Here is a 24,410-nt window from a genome sequence, read left to right as displayed (position 1 = left end):
TTTTTTATAAAAATCATTCGAAATGATCTGCTTTAATTTTAAATCCTTGTCCGCTATTCAGGTTCATTAATACCAAATAATCATTGCCAAAAGAAAGGTTTCTTCCCTTGCAAAAAAAAGACTGAAGGATTGATTTATTCTGTCAATTCAAAGTTTATAAAGTGCTTTTATTGTATTTTTTACGCAAAATATTTTGTCAGCTAAGTATACTATTCTATATTTGCGTAAAAATAACACAATTATGCAGTATTTACATTTAGATTCAATATTTACACCCTTCGAGAAATCAATTCAGTTTACTTCTTTTATTTTTAATGGGGGAGAACCACATATAAAAATTACAGAAGAATCTATTGGAAAGGAAGTAACAATAACCCATCGATTGAATTCATTTAATGACCTGGGTTTGTTATTAGTGGCTACTGATGCATTGCGGAGAATGGATGTAAAATTGATTAACGTACTCATTCCATATTTTCCGGCAGCAAGACAAGATAGAGTAATGGTGAGCGGTGAGTCATTAAGTGTAAAGGTATATGCAGATCTTATTAATGCACAAAAATACAATCAAGTAACGATTTTTGATCCACATTCTGAGGTGACACCTGCTTTGTTAAATAATGTAAAAGTGATCTCAAATTATGAATTTGTAAAGAAATGTTTGAATCATATCAATGAAGAGGTGGTTTTAATATCTCCAGATGGTGGTGCTTTAAAAAAGATTTACAAGGTATCAGAGTATTTAGGAGGAATAGAAGTAGTAGAATGTTCTAAGAAACGAGATGTAAAAACGGGTAAACTTTCTGGATTTAGAGTATATGAAGACGATTTAAAAAGAAAACATTGTGTGATTGTAGATGATATTTGTGATGGTGGCGGAACATTTTTAGGATTAGCAACCGCATTAAAAGAAAAGAATGCCGGGAAATTAAGCTTGTTAGTAAGCCACGGAATTTTTAGCAAAGGCTTTGAAGCATTAAGTAAGTCATTTGACACCATTTTTACAACCAATTCTTTTAGAGATATAGAAGAGGAGAAAGTTGTGCAGATTTCAATTATAAATTAATTTAAAAATGAAAGTAATCACAGCACCATCAACAATAGAATTAGATGAAAATCCAAGTGTTTTTCTAGCAGGAAGTATTGAAATGAATGTTGCAGAAAGATGGCAGGATAAAGTGATTAAAACATTATCAAACGAACCTGTAACCTTACTCAATCCAAGAAGAGCTAGTTGGGATGCCAGTTGGAAGCAGAGTGTAGAGAATCCTGTTTTTAAAGAACAGGTAAACTGGGAATTAGAAGCGTTGGAGATAGTGGATATGATCATTATGTATTTTGATCAGAATACCAAATCTCCCATCACGCTTTTAGAATTAGGATTATATGCCAAAAGTAGAAAGTTGATCGTATGTTGCCCAGATGGATTCTGGAGAAAAGGAAATGTTGACGTGGTTTGTGAACGATATTGTGTACAGCAGGTAAATAGCTTAGAAGAATTGATAAATGAAGTAAAGAGGAAATTGAAATGAAAAATTTATTAGAACAAATTAAAGGAGGAATATTTGGAGTAGCTGTTGGTGATGCTTTGGGAGTACCTTATGAGTTTTTAGATCGAGATCAAATGGATAAAAGACCAGCTCGTGACATGATCGGGTACGGTACACATAATCAGCCAGAAGGCACGTGGTCAGATGATAGCTCATTAACTTTTTTTCTGATCGATAGTTTGTGTAGCGGATATGATCTAAATGGTATTGCTTCAAAATTTGCTGCTTGGTTTTATGAAAATCTTTGGACACCAAGAGGATTTGTATTTGATATTGGTATTACTACTAAGAACGCTATTTATCAATACAAAAGAGGAATGGCTCCAGATTTATGTGGAGGATTAGATGAATACTCTAATGGTAACGGATCTTTAATGAGAATTTTACCTTTAGTATATTATCTAAAAGATGAAGAAGATATTACTGTTAGATATGATATTATAAAAAGAGTTTCCTCAATTACACACGGGCATTTGAGATCTGTTTTTTCGTGTTTTATATATGTAGAATATGCCTTATTGCTTCTAAATGGTTTAGAAAAGTTTAAAGCTTACGAAACGATTAAAAAGCCAATTTTGGATTTCGCAATTCAAAATGATTTTAACCCAAAAGAAATTACTTTGTTTTCCAGAATTTTAGAAGATGATATATCCAAACAAGATCGGTTTAATATAAAAGGAACAGGCTATGTGCTTAGATCATTAGAAGCTTCATTTTGGTGTTTATTAACATCAGAATCTCATGAAGAGGCCGTGTTGAAAGCAATCAACTTAGGAGAAGATACAGACACTACGGCTGCTATTACTGGAGGATTAGCTGGTTTGTATTTTGGGTATGAAACTATTCCAGAAACTTGGAAATTTCAACTTGCCAGATTCGAAGATATAGAAGATTTAATAGAAAAGTTTAATAAGAGTTTGAAACAATAAGTTTATCTATAAAGTTGGTGGATCGTCCTCCTGAAATTTCAACGTAAAAAATGAAGTGAACGAAGCATAAAATTAAATTTGTGAAGAGTAAAAAGCTTATTGAAGTTCTCTTTTTCTTTGAAGACAAAAGCTTAAATAATTGAAAAACGTTTTAATTTAATTTAGTGAAGAGAGGAATATTTTTAGATGAAATATTATAAGACTAGACTTTCCTGCCTGCCGGCAGGCAGGTTTGTTTGTCATCCTGAGCTTGTCGAAGGGTTGGGAAACACAAAAAAGAAAAGAGTAAAAAAAGAAATAATGAAATACACAATACAAAACATACAAGAACAATTTAATAAAGGTAAAAGCCTAAAGTATTTATTCTTTTGGGGGCATACGCCTAATAAAGACGGAAGTATTGGTAAAAGCTGTTTTAGTCAATGGTGGAATCAATCTTTCGAAATTGAAGGAGTAATTTATAAAACCGCAGAGCATTGGATGATGGCTGAAAAAGCCAGATTGTTTGAAGACACTCCAATTTTAAAAGAAATCATTGAAAGTAATCATCCAATGGAAGCTAAACAATTAGGCCGAAAAGTTAAAAACTTTGATCCTAAGATATGGGATGCTCATAAGTACGAAATTGTAAAACAAGGAAACTATCATAAGTTTTCTCAGCATCAAGAACTTTTAACCTTTTTATTGAATACGAAAAAAAGAATCATTGTAGAAGCGAGTCCCAGAGATCGCATATGGGGAATCGGAATGGGACAAGCAAATGAAAAAGCACAAAACCCAAATTTATGGAGAGGACAGAATCTATTAGGTTTTGCTTTAATGGAGGTGAGGGAAATGTTGAGTCCTTAATGGACAATTAAAAAAAATAATCAAAATGCAAAAGACATTACGCAAAATAACAGCGAAAGAAACACTTGAAATAACAGAGCAAGGGTTTTATATAAATACAAAGCAACAGAAAGTTGATATATCACAGATTCAGGAAAATGCAGTTACAAGAACTAAATTTTATAGTTCTGAAGAATTAGATCTGCTATTAAACGAATTACGCTTAGACAAAAAAAATATAACGGCTTATGAAGTTGTTGAAGAAACAACCATAAGCAGTATCCAAAGATTAATATCTTCAGGACATACAAATCCTATGTGTTTAAATTTTGCTTCGGCCAAAAATCCTGGAGGAGGTTTTTTTAATGGAGCACAAGCTCAGGAAGAAAGTATAGCCAGATCTTCAGGATTATATCCTTGCCAGTTATCTGCAATAGAATTTTATGAGACACACAGAGCAATGAAATCTTGTATGTATACAGATGGCATGATTTATAGCCCTAAAGTTCCGATTCTACGAAAGGATAATGGAGAATTGTTTGACTCGCCAATACTAAGCTCTATAATCACTTCGGCAGCAGTGAATGCAGGAGTCGTAAAGAGGTTTGAAAAAGATAAAATCGGTGATATAGAACATATAATGAAGAAAAGAATAGATAAGCTATTAATGCTTTCGGTTATTAATCAGCATAAAACACTGATTTTAGGAGCTTGGGGATGTGGAGTATTTCAGAATGATCCTAAGATGATAGCGAATTTATTTGCCGAGTTATTAAAAGGAAAGTATACAGAAGCATTTGAAAAAGTCGTATTTGCGATTTATGCTAAAAACAAAAAGTTCATAGAAGCTTTTCAAAGTGAATTTTAGAAATGATATTAAAAGAACCTTATCGGAATGGGAATGATTCAAGAAATACGAGCAGATTATAATAAAGATACGATTACGGTATATCAGGCATATGGTAAATCTATTGCACTACCTGCTATCCAAAATAATAAGTTCGAAGCACCATTTTCGTTTAATCGGATGACTTGGATTAAACCTTCTTATTTATGGTTGATGCAAAGAAGTAATTGGGCAACAAAATCCAATCAAGAATATATCCTCGGAATAAAAATAAAGAGAACCCATTGGGAGAAAGTTTTATCAATAGGAGTGCTAACAGATCCGGATAAAGCTATTTATAAAAGCGGAGCTTTATGGAATAAGGAATTTCAGAATGCAAAAGTACATATTCAATGGGATCCAGAAAGAACGTTAAAAGGCGCTAAAATGCAAATCAGATCCATACAAGTAGGAATCGGTAGAGATTTGATCAAAGAATATAATGAAGAGTGGATTCAGGAAATAACTGATGTAACTCCTTTAACTAAGAAAATCCGGTTATTACTTAAACAAGGGAAGTATAAAGAAGCCAAACGATTAGTTCCTAATGAAAAAGTTTATGAAGTTCCGGAAACTATAAAACAAAGAATCGGAATACGATAATTGTAAGTAAGGTAAAATGAAACTAAAATTACTCAAATCAGATATTACTGCTATAAAAGTAGATGCCATTGTCAATGCAGCCAATAGTTCTTTATTAGGTGGCGGCGGAGTAGATGGAGCCATTCATCGTAAAGGCGGACCAGAAATATTAGAAGCTTGTAGAAGTGTTAGAGCTACACAAGGAAAATGTAATCCCGGAGATGCAGTAATTACTCCAGCTGGTAATCTTCCTGCTAAATATGTAATACATACCGTAGGTCCAGTATGGAATCAAGGAGGAAAAGATAAAGAAACGCTATTGGCAAATTGTTATAGTAGTTCTTTAAGACTAGCGGTCCAAAATAATGTAAATACCATTGCTTTTCCGAATATCAGTACCGGAATTTATAAGTTTCCGAAAGAATTAGCCGCTAAAATTGCTATTGACACGGTAACAAACGACCCGAATCTAACACATGTTAAAGAGGTCATATTTGTATGTTATGATGATGAAAATTACAAATTGTACTCCGAACTGATAAAAAAATAAGAAAATAACAAAATTTAAAAATAAATACAAGGTAGAATCTAGCCGTCTAAAAGGGTGGGATTATGGTAGCAATGGTGCATATTTCATCACCATTTGTACAAAAGATAGAAAACATTTTTTTGGCAATATTGCAGAAGGGAAAATGGAATTATCAGAAATTGGAAAAATTGCAGAAATCTGTTGGCATAAAATACCAAACCATTTTCCATTTGTAAAATTAGATGAATTTGTTGTAATGCCTGATCATATCCATGGGATCATTATTATTGATAAAAATGATGATGATGATCATCATAATTCGGTAGAGACGCAAAATTTTGCGTCTCCACAATCCAGGATGGATCCACAATCCAGGATGGATCCACAATCCAGAATGGATCCACAATCCAGGATGGATCCACAATCCAGGATGGATCCACAATCCAGGATGGATCCACAATCCAGGATGGATCCACAGTCCGGGATGGATCCACAATCCAAAGGCAATAAATTTGGACCACAATCCAAAAATTTAGGATCTATAGTAAGAGGATATAAAGTTGGAGTCAAAAAATATGCAACGAAGAATGGAATAGATTTTCAATGGCAATCGAAATATTATGACCATATAATAAGAGATAATGGATCTTTTGTTCGAATTGCTGCATACATAAAAAACAACCCGATGAAATGGTCAGAAGATCAATTATCTAAAAAAAAGTAAAGACACAAGATATTGTGTCTTAGAGTCTCAGAAAACAAAAAAATGAAAACAAATACGAAACAAATAAGTAAATTTCTAAGCCTTATCTTAAGGCATAATCCAGGAAAGATTGGATTAGAACTAGATGAAAACGGTTGGGCAGATGTGGATGAATTGATAAACAAGACAAATGCATATCGCAATCAATTAAATCTAGAGATAATAAAAGAGGTAGTAGCGACGAATGATAAAAAGCGATTCGCCTTTAATGAAGATGAAACCAAGATCAGAGCGAATCAAGGACATTCTATACAAGTTGATTTGGAGTATACACCGATAGAGCCACCAGAATTTTTATATCATGGAACAGTAGGAAAGTTCATAGAGGATATACGAAGAAAAGGTTTGCTAAAGATGAGCAGACATCACGTACATCTTAGTGAAGAACGAGAAACTGCAATGCGAGTTGGTTCTCGTAGAGGAGTATCCATCATACTTACTGTACGATCTGGTGAGATGCACCGCAACGGGATTGAGTTTTATCAATCGGATAATGGAGTATGGTTAACAGATACCGTTGCTTCAGAGTATATTGAGTTTAGAACAAAGTAATGTGCCAGACCTCAAAAGTGTCAAAAATCTGTGAGGCCTAATTGGATAATAAACATGAATAAAATTGAATTACACCCAGAAATATTTTTAGTCGAGAACTTTCTTTCGAAGGAAATGTGTGATCATTTCATAGAAAAAGGTGAACAAGTTTCCTTTGAAGAAGCAAAAGTGAGTATTGATGGTAGGCAAGTTAGAATTAAAGGTATTCGTAATAATCAACGAATCATGTTTAAGGATAAATTGCTGGCGGATAAAATATGGAAGAAAATAGAGCCTTATGTGCAATTGAGTTTTGGTAGCTATAAAGTGAATGATCTTAATGAAATGTTTCGTATTTACAAATATGAAAAAGGGCAGCGATTTAAAATGCATCGAGATGGCAGTTATGAACGAAATGAGAAAGAATGTAGCTTTTTCTCATTTCTTATATATTTAAACGATGATTTTGAAGGAGGAGATACCTATTTTGAGAATGGAATTACTGTAATTCCAAAACTTGGAGATGCTTTATTATTTCATCATCCATTACGTCATGAAGGAAAACCTATTGTATCAGGAGTAAAATATGTATTAAGAACTGATGTAATGTATACATTGACAGAATGAGAACACTAGTAATTGGAGATATTCACGGCGGATATAAAGCATTATTGCAGGTTCTGGAAAGAGCCAGAGTAACCACAGAAGATAAGTTAATTTTCTTAGGAGATTATGTGGATGGATGGAGTGAGTCGGCAGAAACGATTCAGAAGCTTATCGAACTTTCAAAATCAAATCCTTGTATTTTCATAAGAGGGAACCACGATCTTTGGTGTGGTTTATGGCTGGATAAAGGAGCTACAAATCCGGTTTGGCTTGCACACGGAGGGAAAGAAACAATGAATAGCTACATCCAATCTGGCTTGCTTGCACAAGAAGATCACAAAGAGTTTTTTAAACAGTTGCAGAATTACTATATAGATTCAGGAAATAGACTTTTTGTTCACGCCGGATTTACTTCTATGCATGGAGTGGGCAAGGAAGAATACGAATCTAACTACTATTGGGATCGAACATTATGGGAAGCAGCCTTGCTTGCCGATAAAGTAGCTAATGAAACTTTGGAAGATTCACTAACTTCTCCAAAACGGTTTAATCATTATAAAGAAATTTATATTGGCCACACACCCACTACCAATTATAAAAGAGATACGCCGATTAAAGCTCACAATCTTTGGAACATCGATACAGGCGCTGCTTTCAAAGGAAAACTTACTATTTTAGATATCAATACCAAAGAATTTTGGCAAAGCGATGCATTACCTTTTTTGTACCCTAACGAGAGAGGCCGAAATTAAGATATCCTTATTTTAACTGAAAACAGGGTGGTTTTTACAAGAAATTGTAACGATTTTTACTTCCTAAAGTTTTAAAAATGATTTCGTTTAAGTTTCCAAGAGTACCGAAAGTTCTACAGCACCAAAAGTATATTTTTTTGTTAATGTGTTGCTTATTGGTATCAAAACATCTAAAAGCGCAACAAATGGAATATAGTATAGAAGATGATTCCTTTATGATCGTAGAAAAACCTAAAAAAGTATATAAGGGTTTTTATAAAGATGGAAAACCTTACAAAGGTTATTTTTCAAAAGGGGATAAAGAATTTCCGAGAGTGGATTATTATGAAAACGGAGTACCTAAGTTTCAGTATTCTCTGGATATAATGCAAATGTTTACAGATGCAGAAAGTACAGAAATGGATTTAATGCAAGAACCAAAGCCCGAGATGAGCAATAGAGCGGCATATGAAGAATATACCAGAAATAAGTATAAGCCCAAATTAAGGATTAAATCGATCTATGAAAATGGAGAAATCATCGATGGGTATGAGTATGAAGAGATTACTTCTGGTTTGGTTTCTAAAAAGATTGAGAATAAAAAAATTAAAGAATTACATATAGATGTATTTGCAATGCACTATTATGAAAGAAATTCAATCATTCTTAAGTCGGATAGAATTGTAATGGGATCACCAACTCTGGCTATGGCAGGCGAAAAGTTTGAAGTAAGTATATCGAAACAGAAAGGTCATTGGATTGCTTCTTACACCATAAACGACAAAGAAATAGGAACCAAACATTATATCAAAGGAGAATTAGGGAAAACACTTTCAAATACTGTACTGTTTATTTATGATCATAAAGACAAAACGTATGGGTATGGCACCGGTGGTTTCCAAGAAAACTCATCAAATCTGGATCTTGTAGATATTACCAGCATGTTTTTAGAACAACCGGAAATATTTGATACAGAAGAGATTTCAATATTTTTCCAAAACTTTGTTGAAGCAATAATTTCTCAGGCTAAAAAATCAGAAAAGCATCGTGCAAAAGAACCGGAAATTTTCAGGGGATATCTCGTGACAGGAAACGAGGGTAATATAATCAAAGGGATTCGATTCTTCGAAAAAGAGATAGGTTCCTACTACGTTCAATATAAAGAAGGGAAAGAAGTTGTTCGTGAAAAAACAACGTTATTAGAGTTTCAGGAGATCTTTAAGAAATATCTCAATAGTTTACAGTAATTAGAAACCATAAAAAGCTTGTTTTGGACAAAACTGTTCAAAAATTTTTTCAGTTTAAAAATAAAAACTATATTTGCGTATAATTAACGCAAAATAAAATTGTATATGAATCCACTACTATTAACAGACGGTTACAAACTAGGTCATAAAGAGCAATATCCTGATGGTACAACCTTAGTGTATTCTAACTGGACTCCACGAAAGAGTAGGATAGAAGGAATTGACAATGTTGTATTTTTTGGATTACAATATTTTATCAAAGAATATTTGATCAAAAGATTCAATGAAAACTTTTTTGATCTTCCTAAAGAAGAAGTTGTTTTAGAATATAAAAAATATGTGGATCATTATTTAGGTGTTGATTACGATATCGAACATATTTCAGAATTACATGATTTGGGATATTTACCAATCGAGATAAAAGCGTTGCCAGAAGGTACAGAGGTTCCAATAAGAGTACCTATGTTTACTCTGGTTAACACAAAACCTGAATTTTTTTGGTTGACAAATTATTTGGAAACCTTACTATCAAGTATTATTTGGCAACCGTGTACATCTGCGACTATTGCGAAACAATATCAAAAAATACTCACCAAATACGCCAAAGAAACAGATAAAGAAAATCTGGAATTTATTACTTGGCAAGGTCACGATTTCTCTATGAGAGGAATGTCTGGAACAGAATCTTCAATTCTAAGTGGTATGGGGCACGCACTCTCATTTTCGGGTAGTGACACATTACCGGTAGCCAAAGCATACGAAATGTATTATAATGCCGATGTTACAAAAGAACTGGTAATTGGTAGTGTAAACGCTACAGAACATAGTGTAATGTGTGCCGGTAGCAAAGATGATGAGATTGGTACTTTTAGAAGATTGTTAGAAACCTATCCAGCCGGAATTTTATCCGTGGTATCTGATACTTGGGATCTTTGGAAAGTGTTGACAGAATATCTTCCAAAATTAAAAGATGAAATTTTAAAAAGAGAAGGTAAACTGGTGATTAGGCCTGATTCTGGTGATCCGGTGGATATTATATGTGGATGCGAACATAATAATCCTGTCATTGCAAAAGGAGTTATCGAACTACTCTGGGATGAGTTTGGAGGGACTGTTAACGAACAAGGATATAAAGTGTTAAATCCGAAAATTGGTGCAATTTATGGAGATAGTATTACCATTGACAGAGCTACTCAGATTTGTGAACGCCTTAAGCAAAAGGGTTTTGCATCTACCAATGTGGTTTTAGGAATCGGCAGTTTTACATATCAATACAATACCAGAGATACCTTTGGATTTGCTATGAAAGCAACCTATGTCGAAGTTAATGGCGAAGGAAGAGAGATTTTTAAAGATCCCGTTACCGATGACGGAACCAAAAAATCAGCTAAAGGCTTGATGCAATTACAACAATTAAATGGAAAGATTGTATTAAAGGATCAATGTACAGCAGAAGAAGAAAATCAAGGATTGTTTCAAACAGTTTTTAAGGATGGTCAGTTAACAATTGATGAAAGTCTATCCGTTATTAGAAAACGAATTTTAGCATAACTAAAAACGCCTATGATTTAAAACTCTCAAAAGTTAACTTTTGAGAGTTTTTTTATTCTAGGAGGGTTAATAGCACGAGGCTTGCCTCGCCAGTAAAAGGTAAACAGTTTGAAAACAAGAAATCCTTTGAATGCTCCGAGAGCTTGCTCCAGAGATTTTTACTGTAATATATAGGGTTACTCGCCTGTGAACTGTTATAATACTATAACCAAATAACTTTCAATTAACCATTGAAAAACTTTACCAATTCCTTTGTAAGGATTACTTGCTGATTTCGACATGAGTATTGGTACCACTTATTTGGTATTTAACTAACTTAATAAAAACACAAACATCATGAGTGCAATCTGGTTTTTTGAGGATGCCAATCTCTTCAAGGTATTATGTCCTCATAAATTTAAAAGGTATAAAAAAGATCACGACTTCGACGCCTATAAAAAAAGCGATTACATCTATTTCGAAGAAGACTCTGCAAACAAAGTTTATCTTATTGAAAAAGGAAAAGTAAAAATAGGGTATTATTCTGAGGATGGTACCGAAGTAGTAAAAGCAATCTTGACTCGAGGAGAACTTTTTGGAGAAAAAGCAATTCTCGGAGAAGACAGAAGATCAGAGTTTGCGCAGTCTGTTGATAACTCTACTTCTATTTGTCCAATTGGAGTGCAAACAATGCATGACCTGATGCGCGATAATCAAACTTTTAGTCTTAAAGTGTATAAATTTATCGGTATGCGTTTTAAACGACTGGAAAGGAGATTACAATTACTTTTATTTAAAGACACCAAAACCAGATTGTTAGAATTCTTTGATGAACTCAAAGAAGATTTTGGGTACTGCTGTCCTAGTACAGGAGATACCGTCATTCAGCATCCGTATACCCAACGGGATATTGCCAATTTGATCGGCACATCAAGACCCACGCTTAATATTATCATGAATGAATTAAAGGAATCGAAGCAGATTGATTTCAACAGAAAAGAAATTCGTTTAAAAAATGTTGCTTAGTGTTAGCTACCTAACATTTTGAAAGGTTTTATGAATTTACTTTTACAGTAATAATAATCATAAAACAAAAAGCAATGTTTAAAAAATTAATGATAGGAATGTTAGCGATAGGTTTAATCGCAGTTTCTTGTAGCGACGATGACGATACTATACGTGTCGCAAATGCTGGTATGATTGCCGGTGGCCCATTTAGTTTCGATGTAGACGGAGAAGCAGATATGGTCTCCGGAATCACGTTGGATTCTTCTACTTCTTTTGGGGCGAATAGTACTTGGATTATAACCGATGATCAAGGGAATATTCTGGGGTTACCTCCTACACTTGAAGCGGTAGAAGGTGTCAATTTTGACGAACCAGGTCCGGGAGTTTGTTTGATTTGGTATGCTAGGTATAACGGAACAGTATCAGGATTAGCAATGGGCATGAATGCCAATAATGTAACTGGTGATTTTGCGCTCTCTAATTCAATTACTGTAACCAGAAACTGTAATACCAGTGCTGGAGTTTTATCAGGAGGACCATATACGTTTACCGTAGATGGAACACCGGATATGGTTAGTGGACTTATGTTAGATAGTTCTAATGCAGCAGGTCCCAATAGTACTTGGGTGATTACAGACGACCAGGGTACTATTCTTGGACTACCACCAACATTGGAAGCTGTAGAAGGAGTAAATTTCGACGAAGCCGGAGCGGGAGTATGTTTGATCTGGTATTTACGTTACGAAAATGGAGTACAAGGATTAGAAGTAGATATGAATGCTAATGATCTAAGTGGTTGCTTTAGCCTCTCAAATTCAATAACAGTTACAAGAAACAGTCAGTAGTGATTTGCTTAATATGAAAAAGAAAATCCATAACGATAATGTGAACTTAACGTTGCTTCCCTTCTCACAGGAAGCGTAACACAATAGTTCATTGTTGTTTTTTTGTTAGTTTTAAAGCGCAGCCTATGGCTGCGCTTTATTAATTTAGCGAAACTTTATTTTGAAATATCGCATTAACGGGCATTCAAAATATGTAGTTGAGCGTATCTCACTTTGATTCTTGGACTATTTTACACCTTCAATTGAACCATTTTATCTTAGGTAAATTATAATTTTTTGTATTTTTGTATATAACAATACTTTCCCCCTTTTTAAAGTTTTGTCAACCCAGAAAGTGTTTTAAGCGCTTTGATAAAACTTTGTTTGTCTTTATCGTATTCAAAGCAATTTTGAGTGAATTGTAAATGCTCTTTGTAGTCAATGAGCAATCTTGCTGTTGTATTGATATAAAATATCAGACAAAAAGCATTTGCAATTTGCCGTAGTTATCAAACAAGACTAATACTTTAAAAACAAACTCAACACATGAAAACTTCATTATTCTCTCTAAGAAGAGTCACCCTAGCTTATGCTCTGTTATTTATCGTTTTCTGTTTACCCATTCAAACGTACAGTACAAATAATCCAAGTACTACAGGAAATACCACAAAATTACATAGAGAGGATATCGGTTTTTGGAGTCGAATAACTATTTATGTTAAGGATATTATTGATTTTGAGACCGCAAAAAGCAATGACAAAATCAGTATAATTTCTTCTAATTTTGATTGTGCTCCTCCACCTATGGCTATAAATCAGGTGAGGGCTACCACCTCTGGCAACTGGAATAATCCGGCAACCTGGGGAGGCCAGTTACCTGGTAATGGTGATATGGTCATTATCCCGGCCGGAATAAATGTTAATGTAGTAACGAGAGAATCCGCAAGACTTCAATATATCGAGGTATCTGGTACATTGAATATGAACAGAAGACGTAATACGAGGTTGCTAGTAGAAACTCTTAAGGTTCAAACAGGTGGAGCATTACGAATAGGAACCAGTGCTGCACCTATTAAATTCAACAGAACTGCAGAAATTGTATTTTTAGATAACGGCCCGTTAACCAATCCAACCTTGTCGAACAGAGGCCTTATTGTAGAAGGAACCTGTCAAATCTTTGGTCAGGCCAAAATGCCTTTTGTAGATGCAGGAGATGCCAGAGCAGGAGACAGCTCTATTCAGGTCTACAATGCGGCTGGTACACAATGGCAAGTAGGCGATGAAATAGTGATACCCGCCACAACCTTTAATCCTGGTAGGTTACGTCTCAATTTAGCAGGAAATGAATTAAGAGAAAGTCAAAAACCAACCCGAGCGCAAATAGCTGAAGCATTTGCGGATGAGAAAGTTAGCATTACCGCAATCGAAGGAAATACCATAACGTTTGAACCTTCATTAAGATTTGATCACGTACGTCCTAAAGCATCACTTCCATTTCATGTGGCGAACGTATCGAGAAATGTAATATTCAGATCAGAGTCTGGTGATTCATCTCGCAGAGGACATACGATGTTTATGAAAGGAAGCAATGTAACTATACGGGGAGCCCGTTTCTATCAGTTAGGTAGGACCGATAAAAGAATTCCGTTAGATGATTTTGAAGTAGCAGGAAGAAATACCTCTGGCGCCAGTCGCGGACAAGCAAGAAGGAAATCAAATCCCTCTTCAGTAAAAAATAATAGAGGACGATATGCTATTCATTTTCATAAAAATGGTGTAAATGAGGATGACGTAAACACCGCGTTAGCTACTGTTACTCATTCTGTGGTAGAGGATACTCCAGGCTGGGGGTTTGTAAACCATTCTAGTCACGTAGACTTTAACAATAATGTAGCCTTCAATTTTACCGGAGCAGGTTTTGTAACAGAGATTGGTGACGAATTAGGAACCTTTGATAATAACATAGCTATACAAGGTCATGGAAATGGAGAATTAAGAGAGCGAAGGTTAGGTTTTAAAATGAATTCCAGACTACCCGTGATTAATGATTTTGGTTTTGGCGGTGATGGTTTTTGGTTTCAGGGACCAGCGGTAAGAGCTACAAATAATATAGCAGTAAGCTGTAATGGTAGTGGGATGATTTGGTTTACCACTGGTGGCGTTCAGGATGCTTTAATCCAAAATCAATGGACATACAGTACGTTTGTAGGAATGAGGGAATCCATTGCCAGAAAAGTATACCCAGGTTTCGGAAGCTCTATCAGACCCAGAGAGATCGTTCGCGGTTATGAAAATGAACCAGAGCGCATGTATGTTTTAGTTGATTTCCCAATGTTAGAATGTGATAATAATATTTCTTATGCAAGCCACATTGGTTTAAACATTAGATTCAACAATGCTGTAGCGAACAAATTTTATGAGCAAGGACCATATTTGAGATATTTTAATTCTAATAATGTTTCTCGTACTAGACAGTTTGTTTCTAATCAAATTATATGGAACAATTTTATGGCGATCAGTGCTTCTTATACTTCTAATACGCAGTTTAATAATATGGAAGTATATAATGCACAACGAAGAAGATACGGAGATGACTATAATGTAATGGATTTTGGTTTGCAGGGCGAACATTCTAATGGTTTGGTTTTTAATAATCTGGAGTTAGAAGGATATGGTTTGGCAGGAATTTTTCAAAGAAGGGCAAGTAAGATAAAGGATCCAAGTGATGTTCAAAATGTAGCCCGAGAATTGGTGCGCTTGCATTTGCAAAGAAGAACCTGTGATCTGGTTCAAGTCACCTCAGAAAACTGGCGAAATGACAATACGCTAAGAATCAATTTTAGTAGTGATGATAAACAAGAGCAGGTTGCCGTTCGTTACAAGGCTGCAAATTCATTGCATTGGATATATAAAAGTGTGAAAACTACCAATTCATATGCTCAGATTAGTGGTCTTGATGGCGAGCAATCTTATCAATATCAGGTGCTAAGAGGTTGTGATAATGCGGTTTCCCCAAAATGGTCCGATACCAGAACCGTTACTTCCTATAGAAACAGACGTACTGATGTAGAGAAGGTTACAGCGATGAGTATTTTTCCTAATCCTGCAACTACGACAATTTATCTTGACGTTGATGAAGCAGATACGAATCAAATCAGAAGAGTTCTTTTCTATAATCTGAATGGTCAAAAAGTAGTGCAAATGATCAATCAAACCGATATTAATAAGTCTGAAATCGATGTTTCGGGATTCTCAGAAGGATTATACCTGATCGAAGTACTGATGGATAACGGTGATAAAGTCACTAAGAAAATGATGATCAAAAGATAAAATGGTTTAAATATTTTAAAAAATGAATGAGAAGATAAAACAAAGAAGGCACCTAATATTGATCACGCTTATTCTTTGTATCATAACTTCAATGAATGCAAATTCGTTTGAAGAAGAAAAAGGGTATGCGTTTGAGAAGGATAAAAAATCAGATTCATATCTAAATAGTATTAAGAATTTTTTCACCAGTGTTTTTTCGGATGTAAAAAGCACCAATGAAAACCGATTTGAAAGAGTATCCTCAAATTATGATTGTTTGCCAACCAATAGCCTGGCAACAATTACGAATGTAAGTAATGGAGACTGGAGTTCACCTAGTACCTGGGAAGGAGGCAATGTTCCTTCTGCTCAAGATGATGTAATTATCAAAGCCGGATCAACAGTCAATATTGTTGGAGATTGTTTAGCAAAGATGGTGACTGTAAATGGTGTGCTGAAAAGCAGAAATAATGTAGATTTCAGTTTAATTACAGAGAGAGTGATGGTGATGGGCGAAACGGCAGAATTTATAATAGGAACTCCCAATACTCCGTATTTAGGAAATGCCAGAATTACACTTATAGGTAGTGATCCGGGTACCGATACCAATGGTACTGGTATGGGAAGTAAATTTGTCGGAATCATGGATGGAGGAACGCTTCAGATACAAGGAAAAGAAGTATTGAGCTGGACAAAACTGTCTAGCAATGCGAATAGAGGAGCAAATAGAATTGATGTGGTTGATAATGCTTCTACCTGGTCTGTAGGTGATGAAATTGTGATCGCACCCTCTGGATTTGACGTGAAGGAAACAGAAAAAAGAACTATTGTTGACATTGTGAATAATGGAAGAACCATAGTGCTAGATAGCGATTTATTATTTGATCACAGAGGAGAGATTGTACAATATGATAATGGAAGAAATATTGATGTAAGAGCAGAAGTAGGCTTACTTACCAGAAATATTGTAATCGAGGCAAGAGACGATGTTGATACCCAGAATGGATTTGGGGGACACTTGATGTGTATGCCAAATTCTCAAATGTTTGTATCTGGTGTAGAATTGGTAAGAATGGGACAAAAAGGTAAGCTTGGTCGATATCCGTTCCATTGGCATTTGTTAAACGTAGCGACTGGGCAATACATCAAAAACAGCAGTATTCATAAATCATTTAATCGTGCGGTGACTATTCACGGTACCAAGGAAGTACTCGTAGAAAACAATGTAGCGTATGATTTCATAGGTCACGGTTTTTTCTTAGAAGATGGAGATGAAGAGAACAATGTCATCAAAGATAATTTTGGGGTTTACGCCAAGCTTCCTAAAGTCGACGAGCGGGTTGAGCCTTTTGATAACGTTGTTTCGGTTTTTTGGATTACTAATCCTAATAATACAATTACCGGAAATGCAGTAGGTGGCTCAGAGCAGGTAGGTATCTGGTTGATCCCTATGCGAGATGTCTATCGCGAAAATTCTTTTATTAATTACAAGCCAACAAGTAGAGTACTTAAACTGTTTGAAAAAAACAGTGTTCATACTTGCACAGATGGAGTGGCGATGGATAGAACCATTAACAGCTCTTTGCAAATTACAGTTGCTACCTGGAATCCAAGAAGAAACGGTGTGAGACAAAATATTATGGTTTCTGGATTGACAGCCTACCATTGTAATAAAGGTTTTTGGACAAAACTCACTTCCGGAGGGTCTAAAATTTTAGAAAACAGTACCATCGGAGGTTGTGAAGAAAATGCTTTTATTTCTTTTACCGGTGCAATTAAAAATACTACACTTATTGGAAATATTAAAGGTTTTGATTATGCGAACATGGCCGGAGCTCCAAATGTTTATCTAGGCGCACAGTTATATAATGGTTCCTGTGATTTTGAGGATGTATATTTAGCAGGTTTTGAACCAGAGAATACTTCTTCGATTGGAACACGCAGAGCTTCTGCGAAGTATCCGAATTTCACCATGAAAAATATCATGTTTGATTCGACAGTGCCGGAGTCGAAAAGATTAGATTTTAATAGACCAGGGAATTTAACAGATGCCGGTCGATCGTATACCTATAGCTCTGGTATTATTGACTTAGACGGATCTATTTCAGGAATTGAAGGCGGTCGAATTACACCACGAATTCTTGAAAAATCCGGTGGTGTCTATAGTAACAAAGTGTACGATACTGATTTTAATATTGTTCCCGGAGCCACGCTTTTTGACGATTGGGGAGTATATGTAACCGAAAATACGGATTTTGGGTACCAGGCGATCTCCATTCGTGATAATCCAATTAATGATGGAGCTTCTGAGTTGTTTTATTTACATCGATCCGATGGTAAATCAATTTTTGAAATTCCTCGTACCGGGCGAACCATTCAGATTCCGGCAATTATAAATGATGATAGATATAAGTATAGGGTACAACCAGAGGTGAATACACAATTTTATAGTAGTAAACTAAGTTGGGTAAGTCAGGGTTCAACTTCTTATTTGACCATAGTGAATGTTCCCTCGGATTATACAATTAGTGGAAATCGTGTCAATTCAATGGCGGCTCTCCAAGCAGCAACAACATCATCATATTTATTTATTAATAATGAGCTAAGAATAAAAAATGTTGCAACAGACCCTGTTGATGGTCAAAATACATCATTGTACTATGACGATTATAATGGAAAATCGATTAGGGCCGATAAACCTGAAAATGCTCCCGCAGCTTACACCTATTGTACTTTGGCTGATTTTGAATATCTGGATAACCGTTTGTCTTTAAGTAAATCTGCAAATAACTTAGAGTTACCAGAACTTAACTTTTCTACTAATGGTGTATATCCATTGAACAATACGATTGATGATTATGTGACCTATGATTTTGAAACCAACGGTGATGGGCAAGACGATTATATAGATTTAAATATTGATTTTGATAAACAAATCTGGGATTTGTATAAATCATTAAGTATAAAGTATGAAGGGCCATCAGTGCAAATCTTTTCACGAGGAGAGGGAGAATCACATTTCATAGGTATGTTTAATCCAACAAATGGTCAAATAAATGTGGATCTATCGATTGATGGTGAAAACAATGATTGGAGAGAAAATATTACCGGACTTATTTTTAGAGTTCATGAATCTTCAATAACCGCTAATCTTAATAGTACAGTAACAAGAGAAATAAGAATATATGATATCCTATTACATAATGTTACTTTATCAGCAGGAGATATAATTGAACCAACAAATGTGCCACCAAACATTTCTATTACATCACCTCAGAACTACGCAGTATATACTGTAGGTGAAGAAATTAATATCAATGCGAGCGCTTCAGATGCAAATGGTAATCTGGACAGAGTAGAATTTGGTATTGATAATACATTTCTTTCGGTAGATAATTCGCGTCCATATACAGGATCTTTCGTTCCTTCTCAATCCGGAACGTATAAAGTTTCTGCAAAGGCTATTGATCAGGAAGGAGAAGAAATTGAAGTATTCCTGACTATAATTGTGGAGGACAATGTATTAGGTATTCCAGATTTTATTGAAAATGACAAAGAATTGAGATTATATCCTAACCCTTCTAAAGACGGTATAGTGTATCTCAATAGATCCGTGATTTATAACATATATTCTATCAGTGGGCAATTGATTTCTAATGGAGAAGGCAATGCTGTGGATTTGTCAAATGTGGCTAAGGGAGTTTATATATTAAAAGCATCTGGTCAAACTAAAAAAATTGTGGTTGATTAATTAATTTAAAATTCTACTAGATATAAAAAATAGATATAAATAGGGATGGCCTAAAAGGTTATCCTTATTTTTTTGCAGAAATCTAGTAAAATGTAAAATTAGATCGCTTGAGTATATTGTAAAACACTACGCTAGTTTTATATATTTTTGTAAGGAAAATAAAATTCACGGACAGATAGTTTGTGGGATATACAATCAAGAGCATATGAAACTTAATAAAAAGAATATATCTAATTTAATTTTTGTAATTGTATTATTACTCTTTTTTATTCCTAGTACTCGAGGAATGATGCAGATTTTTTTAACCAGAATATTTTCTTTTAGTCCTAGTATTGTGGAGGTAGAAGAACGTGCTCAGGTTGCTTCATATGATTGGAAGCTTCATGGAGTAAATACAGCATCCATTAATTTTAATACAGCAGAAGGTAAAGTCGTTTTATTAAACTATTGGGCTACCTGGTGTCCTCCTTGTATTGCAGAAATGCCATCTCTACAGAAACTATATAATGATTATAAAGATAAAGTAGTTTTTGTTTTCCTAACAGAAGATGATGATCCGGAATTGAATAAATTTATGAGTGATAAGAGTTACAATTATCCAATCTATAGGTCATTATCCGAACATCCTAAACCTTTTGTTCATAAACCTATTCCAGGTACATATCTGGTTGATAAAAAGGGAAATATAGTAATTCATAAAGTTGGAGCGGCAGATTGGAATACCGATAAGGTAAGGAATACAATCGATCAATTGTTAGGCGAGTGATCTTAATTCTTAAAATATTTAAACGGAACAAATAACATCCCAAAACACTCTCCCTTTTTTTTACCTAAATGTTTATGATGTATTTTATGAGCCCTGCGAACTCCTTTTGCGTACCAGTGATTTGCATTTCGGAATAGTTTAAAGCGTTGATGAATGAATATGTCGTGGACAAAAAAATAGGCGATACCATAAGCTAGAATTCCAAAACCAATGGGTTTACCCATCCAGAAAGAAACGGGATCGTGCAACATAATACAAGACATACTTACCACTGCATAAAACACAAAAAATAAATCATTCCGTTCCCACCAACTGTTATGATTTTTATGGTGGTGATCTTTATGAAGTGACCAAAGAAAACCATGCATCACATATTTATGGGTAAACCACGCCATAAATTCCATAAAACAAAAAGTTGAAATAAATATAAATATCCAAATTAGAATGTTCATCTCAGATAAGTTTCTTCAAATGTACTACTAAATTAAATGTAACCTATAGTCAAAATATGATTTTGCCAATAAACCGAATTTTTGGTAATTCGGTACTCTAATCCTTGTATTTTTTATTTCTACAGAAGGAGTAGCTTTTAATTTGTTCAGTAATTTTTTATAATAGATATAAGCTGTATATACTCCAAATTTAGCCTCTACAGGTAATTTCATAATTCCTTCAAAACCTTTATCAAAATCTTGCTGTATTTCTTCTATGATTCTTAATTTAGAGCTTTCATCTAACTTTGTTAAATCTGTGTTAGGAAAATAGGTTCTACTTAAGTCTTCAAAATCAGCTTTAAGATCTCGCAAGAAATTAACTTTTTGAAAAGCTGATCCCAAATGCATAGCACTTTCTTTAAGCTCATTGTATTTTTGGTTATCACCTTTCACAAATACTTTTAAACACATTAAACCTACAACATCTGCAGAGCCATAAATGTACTCATCGTATTCAGTTTTAGTTAAATAATTAGTTTTGTGCAAATCTAAACGCATACTCTTCATAAAGGCTTCATACAATTCTGCCTCAATATTATATTGATGAACAGTTTTCTGAAATGCATTCAAAATAGGGTTTAAACTAATTTTTTGATCAATAGCCTTATACATTTCAGTTTCGAAATCATTAAATAATGTTTCTTTATCATAATCGTGAAAACTATCTACGATTTCGTCGGCAAATCGTACAAATCCATAAATATTATAAATATCCTGACGTATAGAATCAGATAACATTTTGGATGCTAATGAGAATGATGTACTGTAGGAGTTTGTTACGAGTTTACTACAACTATAAGAAACTGAGTCAAATAAAGCTTTCATCGGTATGATATTTAATTAATATGTAATCTATGAGATGTTACATAGATTGACATTAGGTCTGTTAAACAAAAATTGCGTGAGCCCCTTCTCATTACACAACCTGCAGTTTTGGTTTTCTTGACAAATTATATTGCGATTCTATTAATCCTGCAACCAGTTTACCGGAAATAAGTGATGGGGGTACTCCCGGTCCTGGAACGGTTAGTTGACCAGTAAAAAATAAATGTTGAACTTTTTTACTTTTCAACTTAGGTCTTAGAAATGCTGTTTGTAAAAGGGTATTTGCCATTCCGTAAGCATTTCCTTTATATGAATTATACTCTTTTATAAAGTCTTTTACACAAAAGGACTCTTTAAAGATAATATTATTTTGAACACTTTGCTCGGTTAAATCTTCAAAACGGGTTATAATTTTCTTAAAATAGGTCGCTCTTAGTTCAGGTGTATCTTCAATTCCAGGTGCTAACGGAATTAGAAAAAATCCATTTTCTTTGCCTTCTGGAGCAGTACCCGAATCAGTAACCGAAGTGAAATTGGCGTAGAAGAGGGGATCTTCTGGCCATTGTGGGTCATCATAAATCTCTTTTGCGTGTGCGTCAAAATCCGTATCAAAAAATAAATTATGATGATGGATGTTTTTTAGTTTTTTATCAAAACCAACATAAAAAAGTAGCGAGGAAGGAGCAAAAGTTTTGCGTTCCCAATATTTCTCAGAATATTGCCGGTATTGAGGTTCTAATAACGTCTCCCCATGATGATAATCCGCTCCACATAGCACAACGTCAGCTTTGATTTCAGAGGTGTTTACAACGACTCCCTTTGCTAAGCCTTCTTCAACTAAAATCTTATCTACCGCTGCATTGGTAACAATTTGAACGCCCAAGGATTCTGCTAATTTCTTCATGCCAAGAATTACTTGATACATACCGCCTTTGGGGTGCCACGTTCCCAATCCAAAATCTGCATAGTTCATGAAGCTGTAAAAAGCAGGTGTATCACTAGGTTTTGCACCAAGAAATAGAACCGGGAATTCCAAAATCTGAATGAGTTTTTTATTCTTGAATTCTTTTCGTACCTCTTTGGAAATTGTACTAAAAAATTGCCCGATTTTTTTGATGGTTTCTTTGGTAACTAATTCCATCGGTGAAATTCCGGGTCTATAAACCAGTTCTTTTATTGCTATATCATAATTATTCTTTGCAGCTTTAATGAATTTTTTTAACTTTTCAGAGCTTCCTTTTTCTTCTTCTTCAAAAACTTTATAAATTTTCTCAAGAGTATCTTCTATCGTAATACTTTCCTTATTTTCAAAAAATACTTTATAGGCCGGGTTTAATTTTTCTAAAGTATAGAAATCTGAAGGTACTGTATCAAAATCGTTAAAAAATTTTTCAAAAACGTCTGGCATCCAATACCAAGATGGACCAATATCAAATGTAAAACCATCTTTTTTCAGTTGTCTTGCTCTGCCACCAACCGTGTCGTTTTTTTCATAGATAGTAACATCGTATCCAGATTTGGCAAGATAACAAGAGGCAGAAAGTGATGAGAAACCAGAACCGATTATTACTACTTTTATTGACATAATTATTTGTTAGGTTATAAAGACTTTATAGCTCTTTTATAAAATCGGTGATGGAGGAAAAATAGCGATGATTAGGAGCACTGTTATCCGAGATGTGCATAGTTTGTTTACCGAGCATCCAAAATTCGCTTTCTCTCTTTGAACAAATCACCTCGTTAAATTTTTGAACATATTCACCTATTTTGTCCTTTTCTGGTCGAACAGTAAAGTAGGAAACAAAAATTGTATTTTCATGAAACGTTAACATGTTTGGTAAACTGTCTAGCGGAATACTGGGACCAAGATATATGGTCTTATATCCTTTAAGTAAAATTTCATAATTAATATATAGTAACCCTAATTCGTGTATTTCGTTTTCCGGTAAATATAAAATAAAGGCTTTATCAGTTTTAGTTGGTTTAGAATATTGAAGCTTCTCAATATTAATGAGTAGCTTTTGCTTGATTAAATTAGTGATGAAATGTTCGTGAGACGGACTAATCGTATTGGTTTGCCACAATAGTCCAATCTCGGTAAGTAAAGGAATAAAAATATCAGTAAAAATCTGTCTAAATGTTCTCTTCTCCGATAACTGTTCATAGGTGCCCAAAAATAACTGTAAATCATAATTAAGCATAGAAATTTTGAGAGAATTAATTGCCTGATTTTTAGTGCTATTATCAGAAACTATTCGTCTTACATATTCATCAATTTCCTCATTATTAAGTTTAGAAACTCTTGAAATTTTATAGCCACTATTAACAAGATAAGTGACATTCAATAACTTTTGAAGACTTTTAAGACTATAAGTTCTTATATTAGTTTCTGTTCTGTCTGGGGATAACAGGTTGTATCTTTTCTCCCATATTCTAATCGTATGCGCTTTTACTCCGCATAGATTTTCAAGGTCTTTGATACTAAAATTTTGTTTAATATTGTTCACTTTTTTTGAATAATAGTTAAACAAATTTAAAAAAAAAGTACGTATTCTGCTTGTACTACTTGTTAAAATATCAAGGGTAATTGTTAAAAAGAGAATGAATTACTTTCTAAATCTTTTTTAAAACAGAAACTGACTCAGCAAGTCTTACGGTCATAAATATACAATTTATAAAGTCAAAAGATATAATTCTATGGGTGTTAGTAAAGAATTTAAG

Annotated in this window: 22 protein-coding genes; 18 read left to right on the top strand and 4 right to left on the bottom strand. The window is 34.3% G+C overall.

Annotated features, from left to right (window positions below; translation table 11 throughout):
• The first annotated feature begins 241 nt into the window (after window positions 1–241).
• The 18 genes from prs (at window position 242) to ACE94K_RS20155 (ending at window position 20,370) form a co-directional block, all read left to right on the top strand.
• Window positions 242–1,066: a ribose-phosphate diphosphokinase gene (gene prs / locus ACE94K_RS20240; protein WP_378176795.1), complete on the top strand. Its 825-nt coding sequence runs from the start codon at window positions 242–244 to the stop codon at window positions 1,064–1,066.
• A gap of 7 nt (window positions 1,067–1,073) precedes the next feature.
• Window positions 1,074–1,532 carry a nucleoside 2-deoxyribosyltransferase domain-containing protein gene (locus ACE94K_RS20235; protein WP_378176793.1) on the top strand — a complete coding sequence of 153 codons (459 nt, stop codon included), beginning with the start codon at window positions 1,074–1,076 and terminating at the stop codon, window positions 1,530–1,532.
• A complete protein-coding gene (locus ACE94K_RS20230; RefSeq protein ID WP_378176791.1) occupies window positions 1,529–2,479 on the top strand; it encodes an ADP-ribosylglycohydrolase family protein in 951 nt (316 codons plus the stop codon). Before ACE94K_RS20235 ends, ACE94K_RS20230 begins: the two co-directional genes overlap by 4 nt.
• A 300-nt stretch (window positions 2,480–2,779) precedes the next feature.
• Window positions 2,780–3,328 carry an NADAR family protein gene (locus ACE94K_RS20225; protein WP_378176789.1) on the top strand — a complete coding sequence of 183 codons (549 nt, stop codon included), beginning with the start codon at window positions 2,780–2,782 and terminating at the stop codon, window positions 3,326–3,328.
• Between the two features lie 25 nt (window positions 3,329–3,353).
• Window positions 3,354–4,175 (top strand): TIGR02452 family protein, encoded by an 822-nt coding sequence (locus tag ACE94K_RS20220; RefSeq protein ID WP_378176787.1) that lies wholly within the window; start codon window positions 3,354–3,356, stop codon window positions 4,173–4,175.
• Between the two features lie 27 nt (window positions 4,176–4,202).
• On the top strand, window positions 4,203–4,796 hold the full coding sequence (locus ACE94K_RS20215; RefSeq protein WP_378176786.1) for a DUF4291 domain-containing protein: 594 nt from the start codon (window positions 4,203–4,205) through the stop codon (window positions 4,794–4,796).
• A 16-nt stretch (window positions 4,797–4,812) separates the two neighbouring features.
• Window positions 4,813–5,325 carry an O-acetyl-ADP-ribose deacetylase gene (locus ACE94K_RS20210; RefSeq protein WP_378176784.1) on the top strand — a complete coding sequence of 171 codons (513 nt, stop codon included), beginning with the start codon at window positions 4,813–4,815 and terminating at the stop codon, window positions 5,323–5,325.
• Window positions 5,326–5,467: 142 nt separating this feature from the next.
• Entirely contained in the window at window positions 5,468–6,028 is a 561-nt protein-coding gene (locus ACE94K_RS20205; RefSeq protein WP_378176782.1) for a hypothetical protein, read from the top strand.
• A gap of 42 nt (window positions 6,029–6,070) precedes the next feature.
• Window positions 6,071–6,619: an RNA 2'-phosphotransferase gene (locus tag ACE94K_RS20200; protein ID WP_378176780.1), complete on the top strand. Its 549-nt coding sequence runs from the start codon at window positions 6,071–6,073 to the stop codon at window positions 6,617–6,619.
• A 54-nt stretch (window positions 6,620–6,673) separates the two neighbouring features.
• Complete coding sequence (locus ACE94K_RS20195; RefSeq protein ID WP_378176778.1) at window positions 6,674–7,225, top strand: prolyl hydroxylase family protein; 552 nt, start codon at window positions 6,674–6,676, stop codon at window positions 7,223–7,225.
• Complete coding sequence (locus ACE94K_RS20190; protein ID WP_378176776.1) at window positions 7,222–7,956, top strand: metallophosphoesterase family protein; 735 nt, start codon at window positions 7,222–7,224, stop codon at window positions 7,954–7,956. Before ACE94K_RS20195 ends, ACE94K_RS20190 begins: the two co-directional genes overlap by 4 nt.
• 185 nt (window positions 7,957–8,141) lie before the next feature.
• Window positions 8,142–9,182 (top strand): hypothetical protein, encoded by a 1,041-nt coding sequence (locus tag ACE94K_RS20185; RefSeq protein WP_378176774.1) that lies wholly within the window; start codon window positions 8,142–8,144, stop codon window positions 9,180–9,182.
• A 105-nt stretch (window positions 9,183–9,287) separates the two neighbouring features.
• Window positions 9,288–10,733 carry a nicotinate phosphoribosyltransferase gene (locus tag ACE94K_RS20180; protein WP_378176772.1) on the top strand — a complete coding sequence of 482 codons (1,446 nt, stop codon included), beginning with the start codon at window positions 9,288–9,290 and terminating at the stop codon, window positions 10,731–10,733.
• 336 nt (window positions 10,734–11,069) lie between these two features.
• Window positions 11,070–11,738, top strand: a complete 669-nt coding sequence (locus ACE94K_RS20175) for a Crp/Fnr family transcriptional regulator (protein WP_378176770.1) — start codon at window positions 11,070–11,072, stop codon at window positions 11,736–11,738.
• Between the two features lie 74 nt (window positions 11,739–11,812).
• Window positions 11,813–12,565 carry a hypothetical protein gene (locus tag ACE94K_RS20170; RefSeq protein WP_378176768.1) on the top strand — a complete coding sequence of 251 codons (753 nt, stop codon included), beginning with the start codon at window positions 11,813–11,815 and terminating at the stop codon, window positions 12,563–12,565.
• Between the two features lie 525 nt (window positions 12,566–13,090).
• The gene (locus ACE94K_RS20165) at window positions 13,091–15,874 is read left to right on the top strand and encodes a G8 domain-containing protein (protein WP_378176766.1); all 2,784 of its coding nucleotides are present in this window, start codon (window positions 13,091–13,093) and stop codon (window positions 15,872–15,874) included.
• Window positions 15,875–15,896: 22 nt separating this feature from the next.
• Entirely contained in the window at window positions 15,897–19,604 is a 3,708-nt protein-coding gene (locus tag ACE94K_RS20160; RefSeq protein WP_378176764.1) for a G8 domain-containing protein, read from the top strand.
• A 205-nt stretch (window positions 19,605–19,809) separates the two neighbouring features.
• A complete protein-coding gene (locus ACE94K_RS20155) occupies window positions 19,810–20,370 on the top strand; it encodes a TlpA family protein disulfide reductase (protein WP_378176762.1) in 561 nt (186 codons plus the stop codon).
• A gap of 2 nt (window positions 20,371–20,372) precedes the next feature.
• Here ACE94K_RS20155 and ACE94K_RS20150 read toward each other — a convergent pair whose 3' ends face one another.
• The 4 genes from ACE94K_RS20150 to ACE94K_RS20135 form a co-directional block, all read right to left on the bottom strand.
• Entirely contained in the window at window positions 20,373–20,822 is a 450-nt protein-coding gene (locus ACE94K_RS20150; protein ID WP_378176760.1) for a beta-carotene hydroxylase, read from the bottom strand.
• A gap of 27 nt (window positions 20,823–20,849) precedes the next feature.
• Window positions 20,850–21,689, bottom strand: a complete 840-nt coding sequence (locus ACE94K_RS20145) for a phytoene/squalene synthase family protein (RefSeq protein WP_378176758.1) — start codon at window positions 21,687–21,689, stop codon at window positions 20,850–20,852.
• Window positions 21,690–21,780: 91 nt separating this feature from the next.
• Window positions 21,781–23,274 carry a phytoene desaturase family protein gene (locus ACE94K_RS20140; protein ID WP_378176756.1) on the bottom strand — a complete coding sequence of 498 codons (1,494 nt, stop codon included), beginning with the start codon at window positions 23,272–23,274 and terminating at the stop codon, window positions 21,781–21,783.
• 25 nt (window positions 23,275–23,299) lie between these two features.
• Window positions 23,300–24,196 carry a MerR family transcriptional regulator gene (locus ACE94K_RS20135; RefSeq protein ID WP_378176754.1) on the bottom strand — a complete coding sequence of 299 codons (897 nt, stop codon included), beginning with the start codon at window positions 24,194–24,196 and terminating at the stop codon, window positions 23,300–23,302.
• Window positions 24,197–24,410: the final 214 nt, after the last annotated feature.

It is taken from the genome of Aquimarina besae, from assembly GCF_042434905.1.
GTDB lineage: Bacteria > Bacteroidota > Bacteroidia > Flavobacteriales > Flavobacteriaceae > Aquimarina.
This window is presented reverse-complemented; position numbering and strand designations above follow the sequence as displayed.

Coding starts and splice junctions, on each gene's coding strand:
- prs (WP_378176795.1), top strand. CDS start 242: ATGCAGTATTTACATTTAGATTCAATATTTACACCCTTCGAGAAATCA.
- ACE94K_RS20235 (WP_378176793.1), top strand. CDS start 1,074: ATGAAAGTAATCACAGCACCATCAACAATAGAATTAGATGAAAATCCA.
- ACE94K_RS20230 (WP_378176791.1), top strand. CDS start 1,529: ATGAAAAATTTATTAGAACAAATTAAAGGAGGAATATTTGGAGTAGCT.
- ACE94K_RS20225 (WP_378176789.1), top strand. CDS start 2,780: ATGAAATACACAATACAAAACATACAAGAACAATTTAATAAAGGTAAA.
- ACE94K_RS20220 (WP_378176787.1), top strand. CDS start 3,354: ATGCAAAAGACATTACGCAAAATAACAGCGAAAGAAACACTTGAAATA.
- ACE94K_RS20215 (WP_378176786.1), top strand. CDS start 4,203: ATGGGAATGATTCAAGAAATACGAGCAGATTATAATAAAGATACGATT.
- ACE94K_RS20210 (WP_378176784.1), top strand. CDS start 4,813: ATGAAACTAAAATTACTCAAATCAGATATTACTGCTATAAAAGTAGAT.
- ACE94K_RS20205 (WP_378176782.1), top strand. CDS start 5,468: ATGGAATTATCAGAAATTGGAAAAATTGCAGAAATCTGTTGGCATAAA.
- ACE94K_RS20200 (WP_378176780.1), top strand. CDS start 6,071: ATGAAAACAAATACGAAACAAATAAGTAAATTTCTAAGCCTTATCTTA.
- ACE94K_RS20195 (WP_378176778.1), top strand. CDS start 6,674: ATGAATAAAATTGAATTACACCCAGAAATATTTTTAGTCGAGAACTTT.
- ACE94K_RS20190 (WP_378176776.1), top strand. CDS start 7,222: ATGAGAACACTAGTAATTGGAGATATTCACGGCGGATATAAAGCATTA.
- ACE94K_RS20185 (WP_378176774.1), top strand. CDS start 8,142: ATGGAATATAGTATAGAAGATGATTCCTTTATGATCGTAGAAAAACCT.
- ACE94K_RS20180 (WP_378176772.1), top strand. CDS start 9,288: ATGAATCCACTACTATTAACAGACGGTTACAAACTAGGTCATAAAGAG.
- ACE94K_RS20175 (WP_378176770.1), top strand. CDS start 11,070: ATGAGTGCAATCTGGTTTTTTGAGGATGCCAATCTCTTCAAGGTATTA.
- ACE94K_RS20170 (WP_378176768.1), top strand. CDS start 11,813: ATGTTTAAAAAATTAATGATAGGAATGTTAGCGATAGGTTTAATCGCA.
- ACE94K_RS20165 (WP_378176766.1), top strand. CDS start 13,091: ATGAAAACTTCATTATTCTCTCTAAGAAGAGTCACCCTAGCTTATGCT.
- ACE94K_RS20160 (WP_378176764.1), top strand. CDS start 15,897: ATGAATGAGAAGATAAAACAAAGAAGGCACCTAATATTGATCACGCTT.
- ACE94K_RS20155 (WP_378176762.1), top strand. CDS start 19,810: ATGAAACTTAATAAAAAGAATATATCTAATTTAATTTTTGTAATTGTA.
- ACE94K_RS20150 (WP_378176760.1), bottom strand. CDS start 20,822: ATGAACATTCTAATTTGGATATTTATATTTATTTCAACTTTTTGTTTT.
- ACE94K_RS20145 (WP_378176758.1), bottom strand. CDS start 21,689: ATGAAAGCTTTATTTGACTCAGTTTCTTATAGTTGTAGTAAACTCGTA.
- ACE94K_RS20140 (WP_378176756.1), bottom strand. CDS start 23,274: ATGTCAATAAAAGTAGTAATAATCGGTTCTGGTTTCTCATCACTTTCT.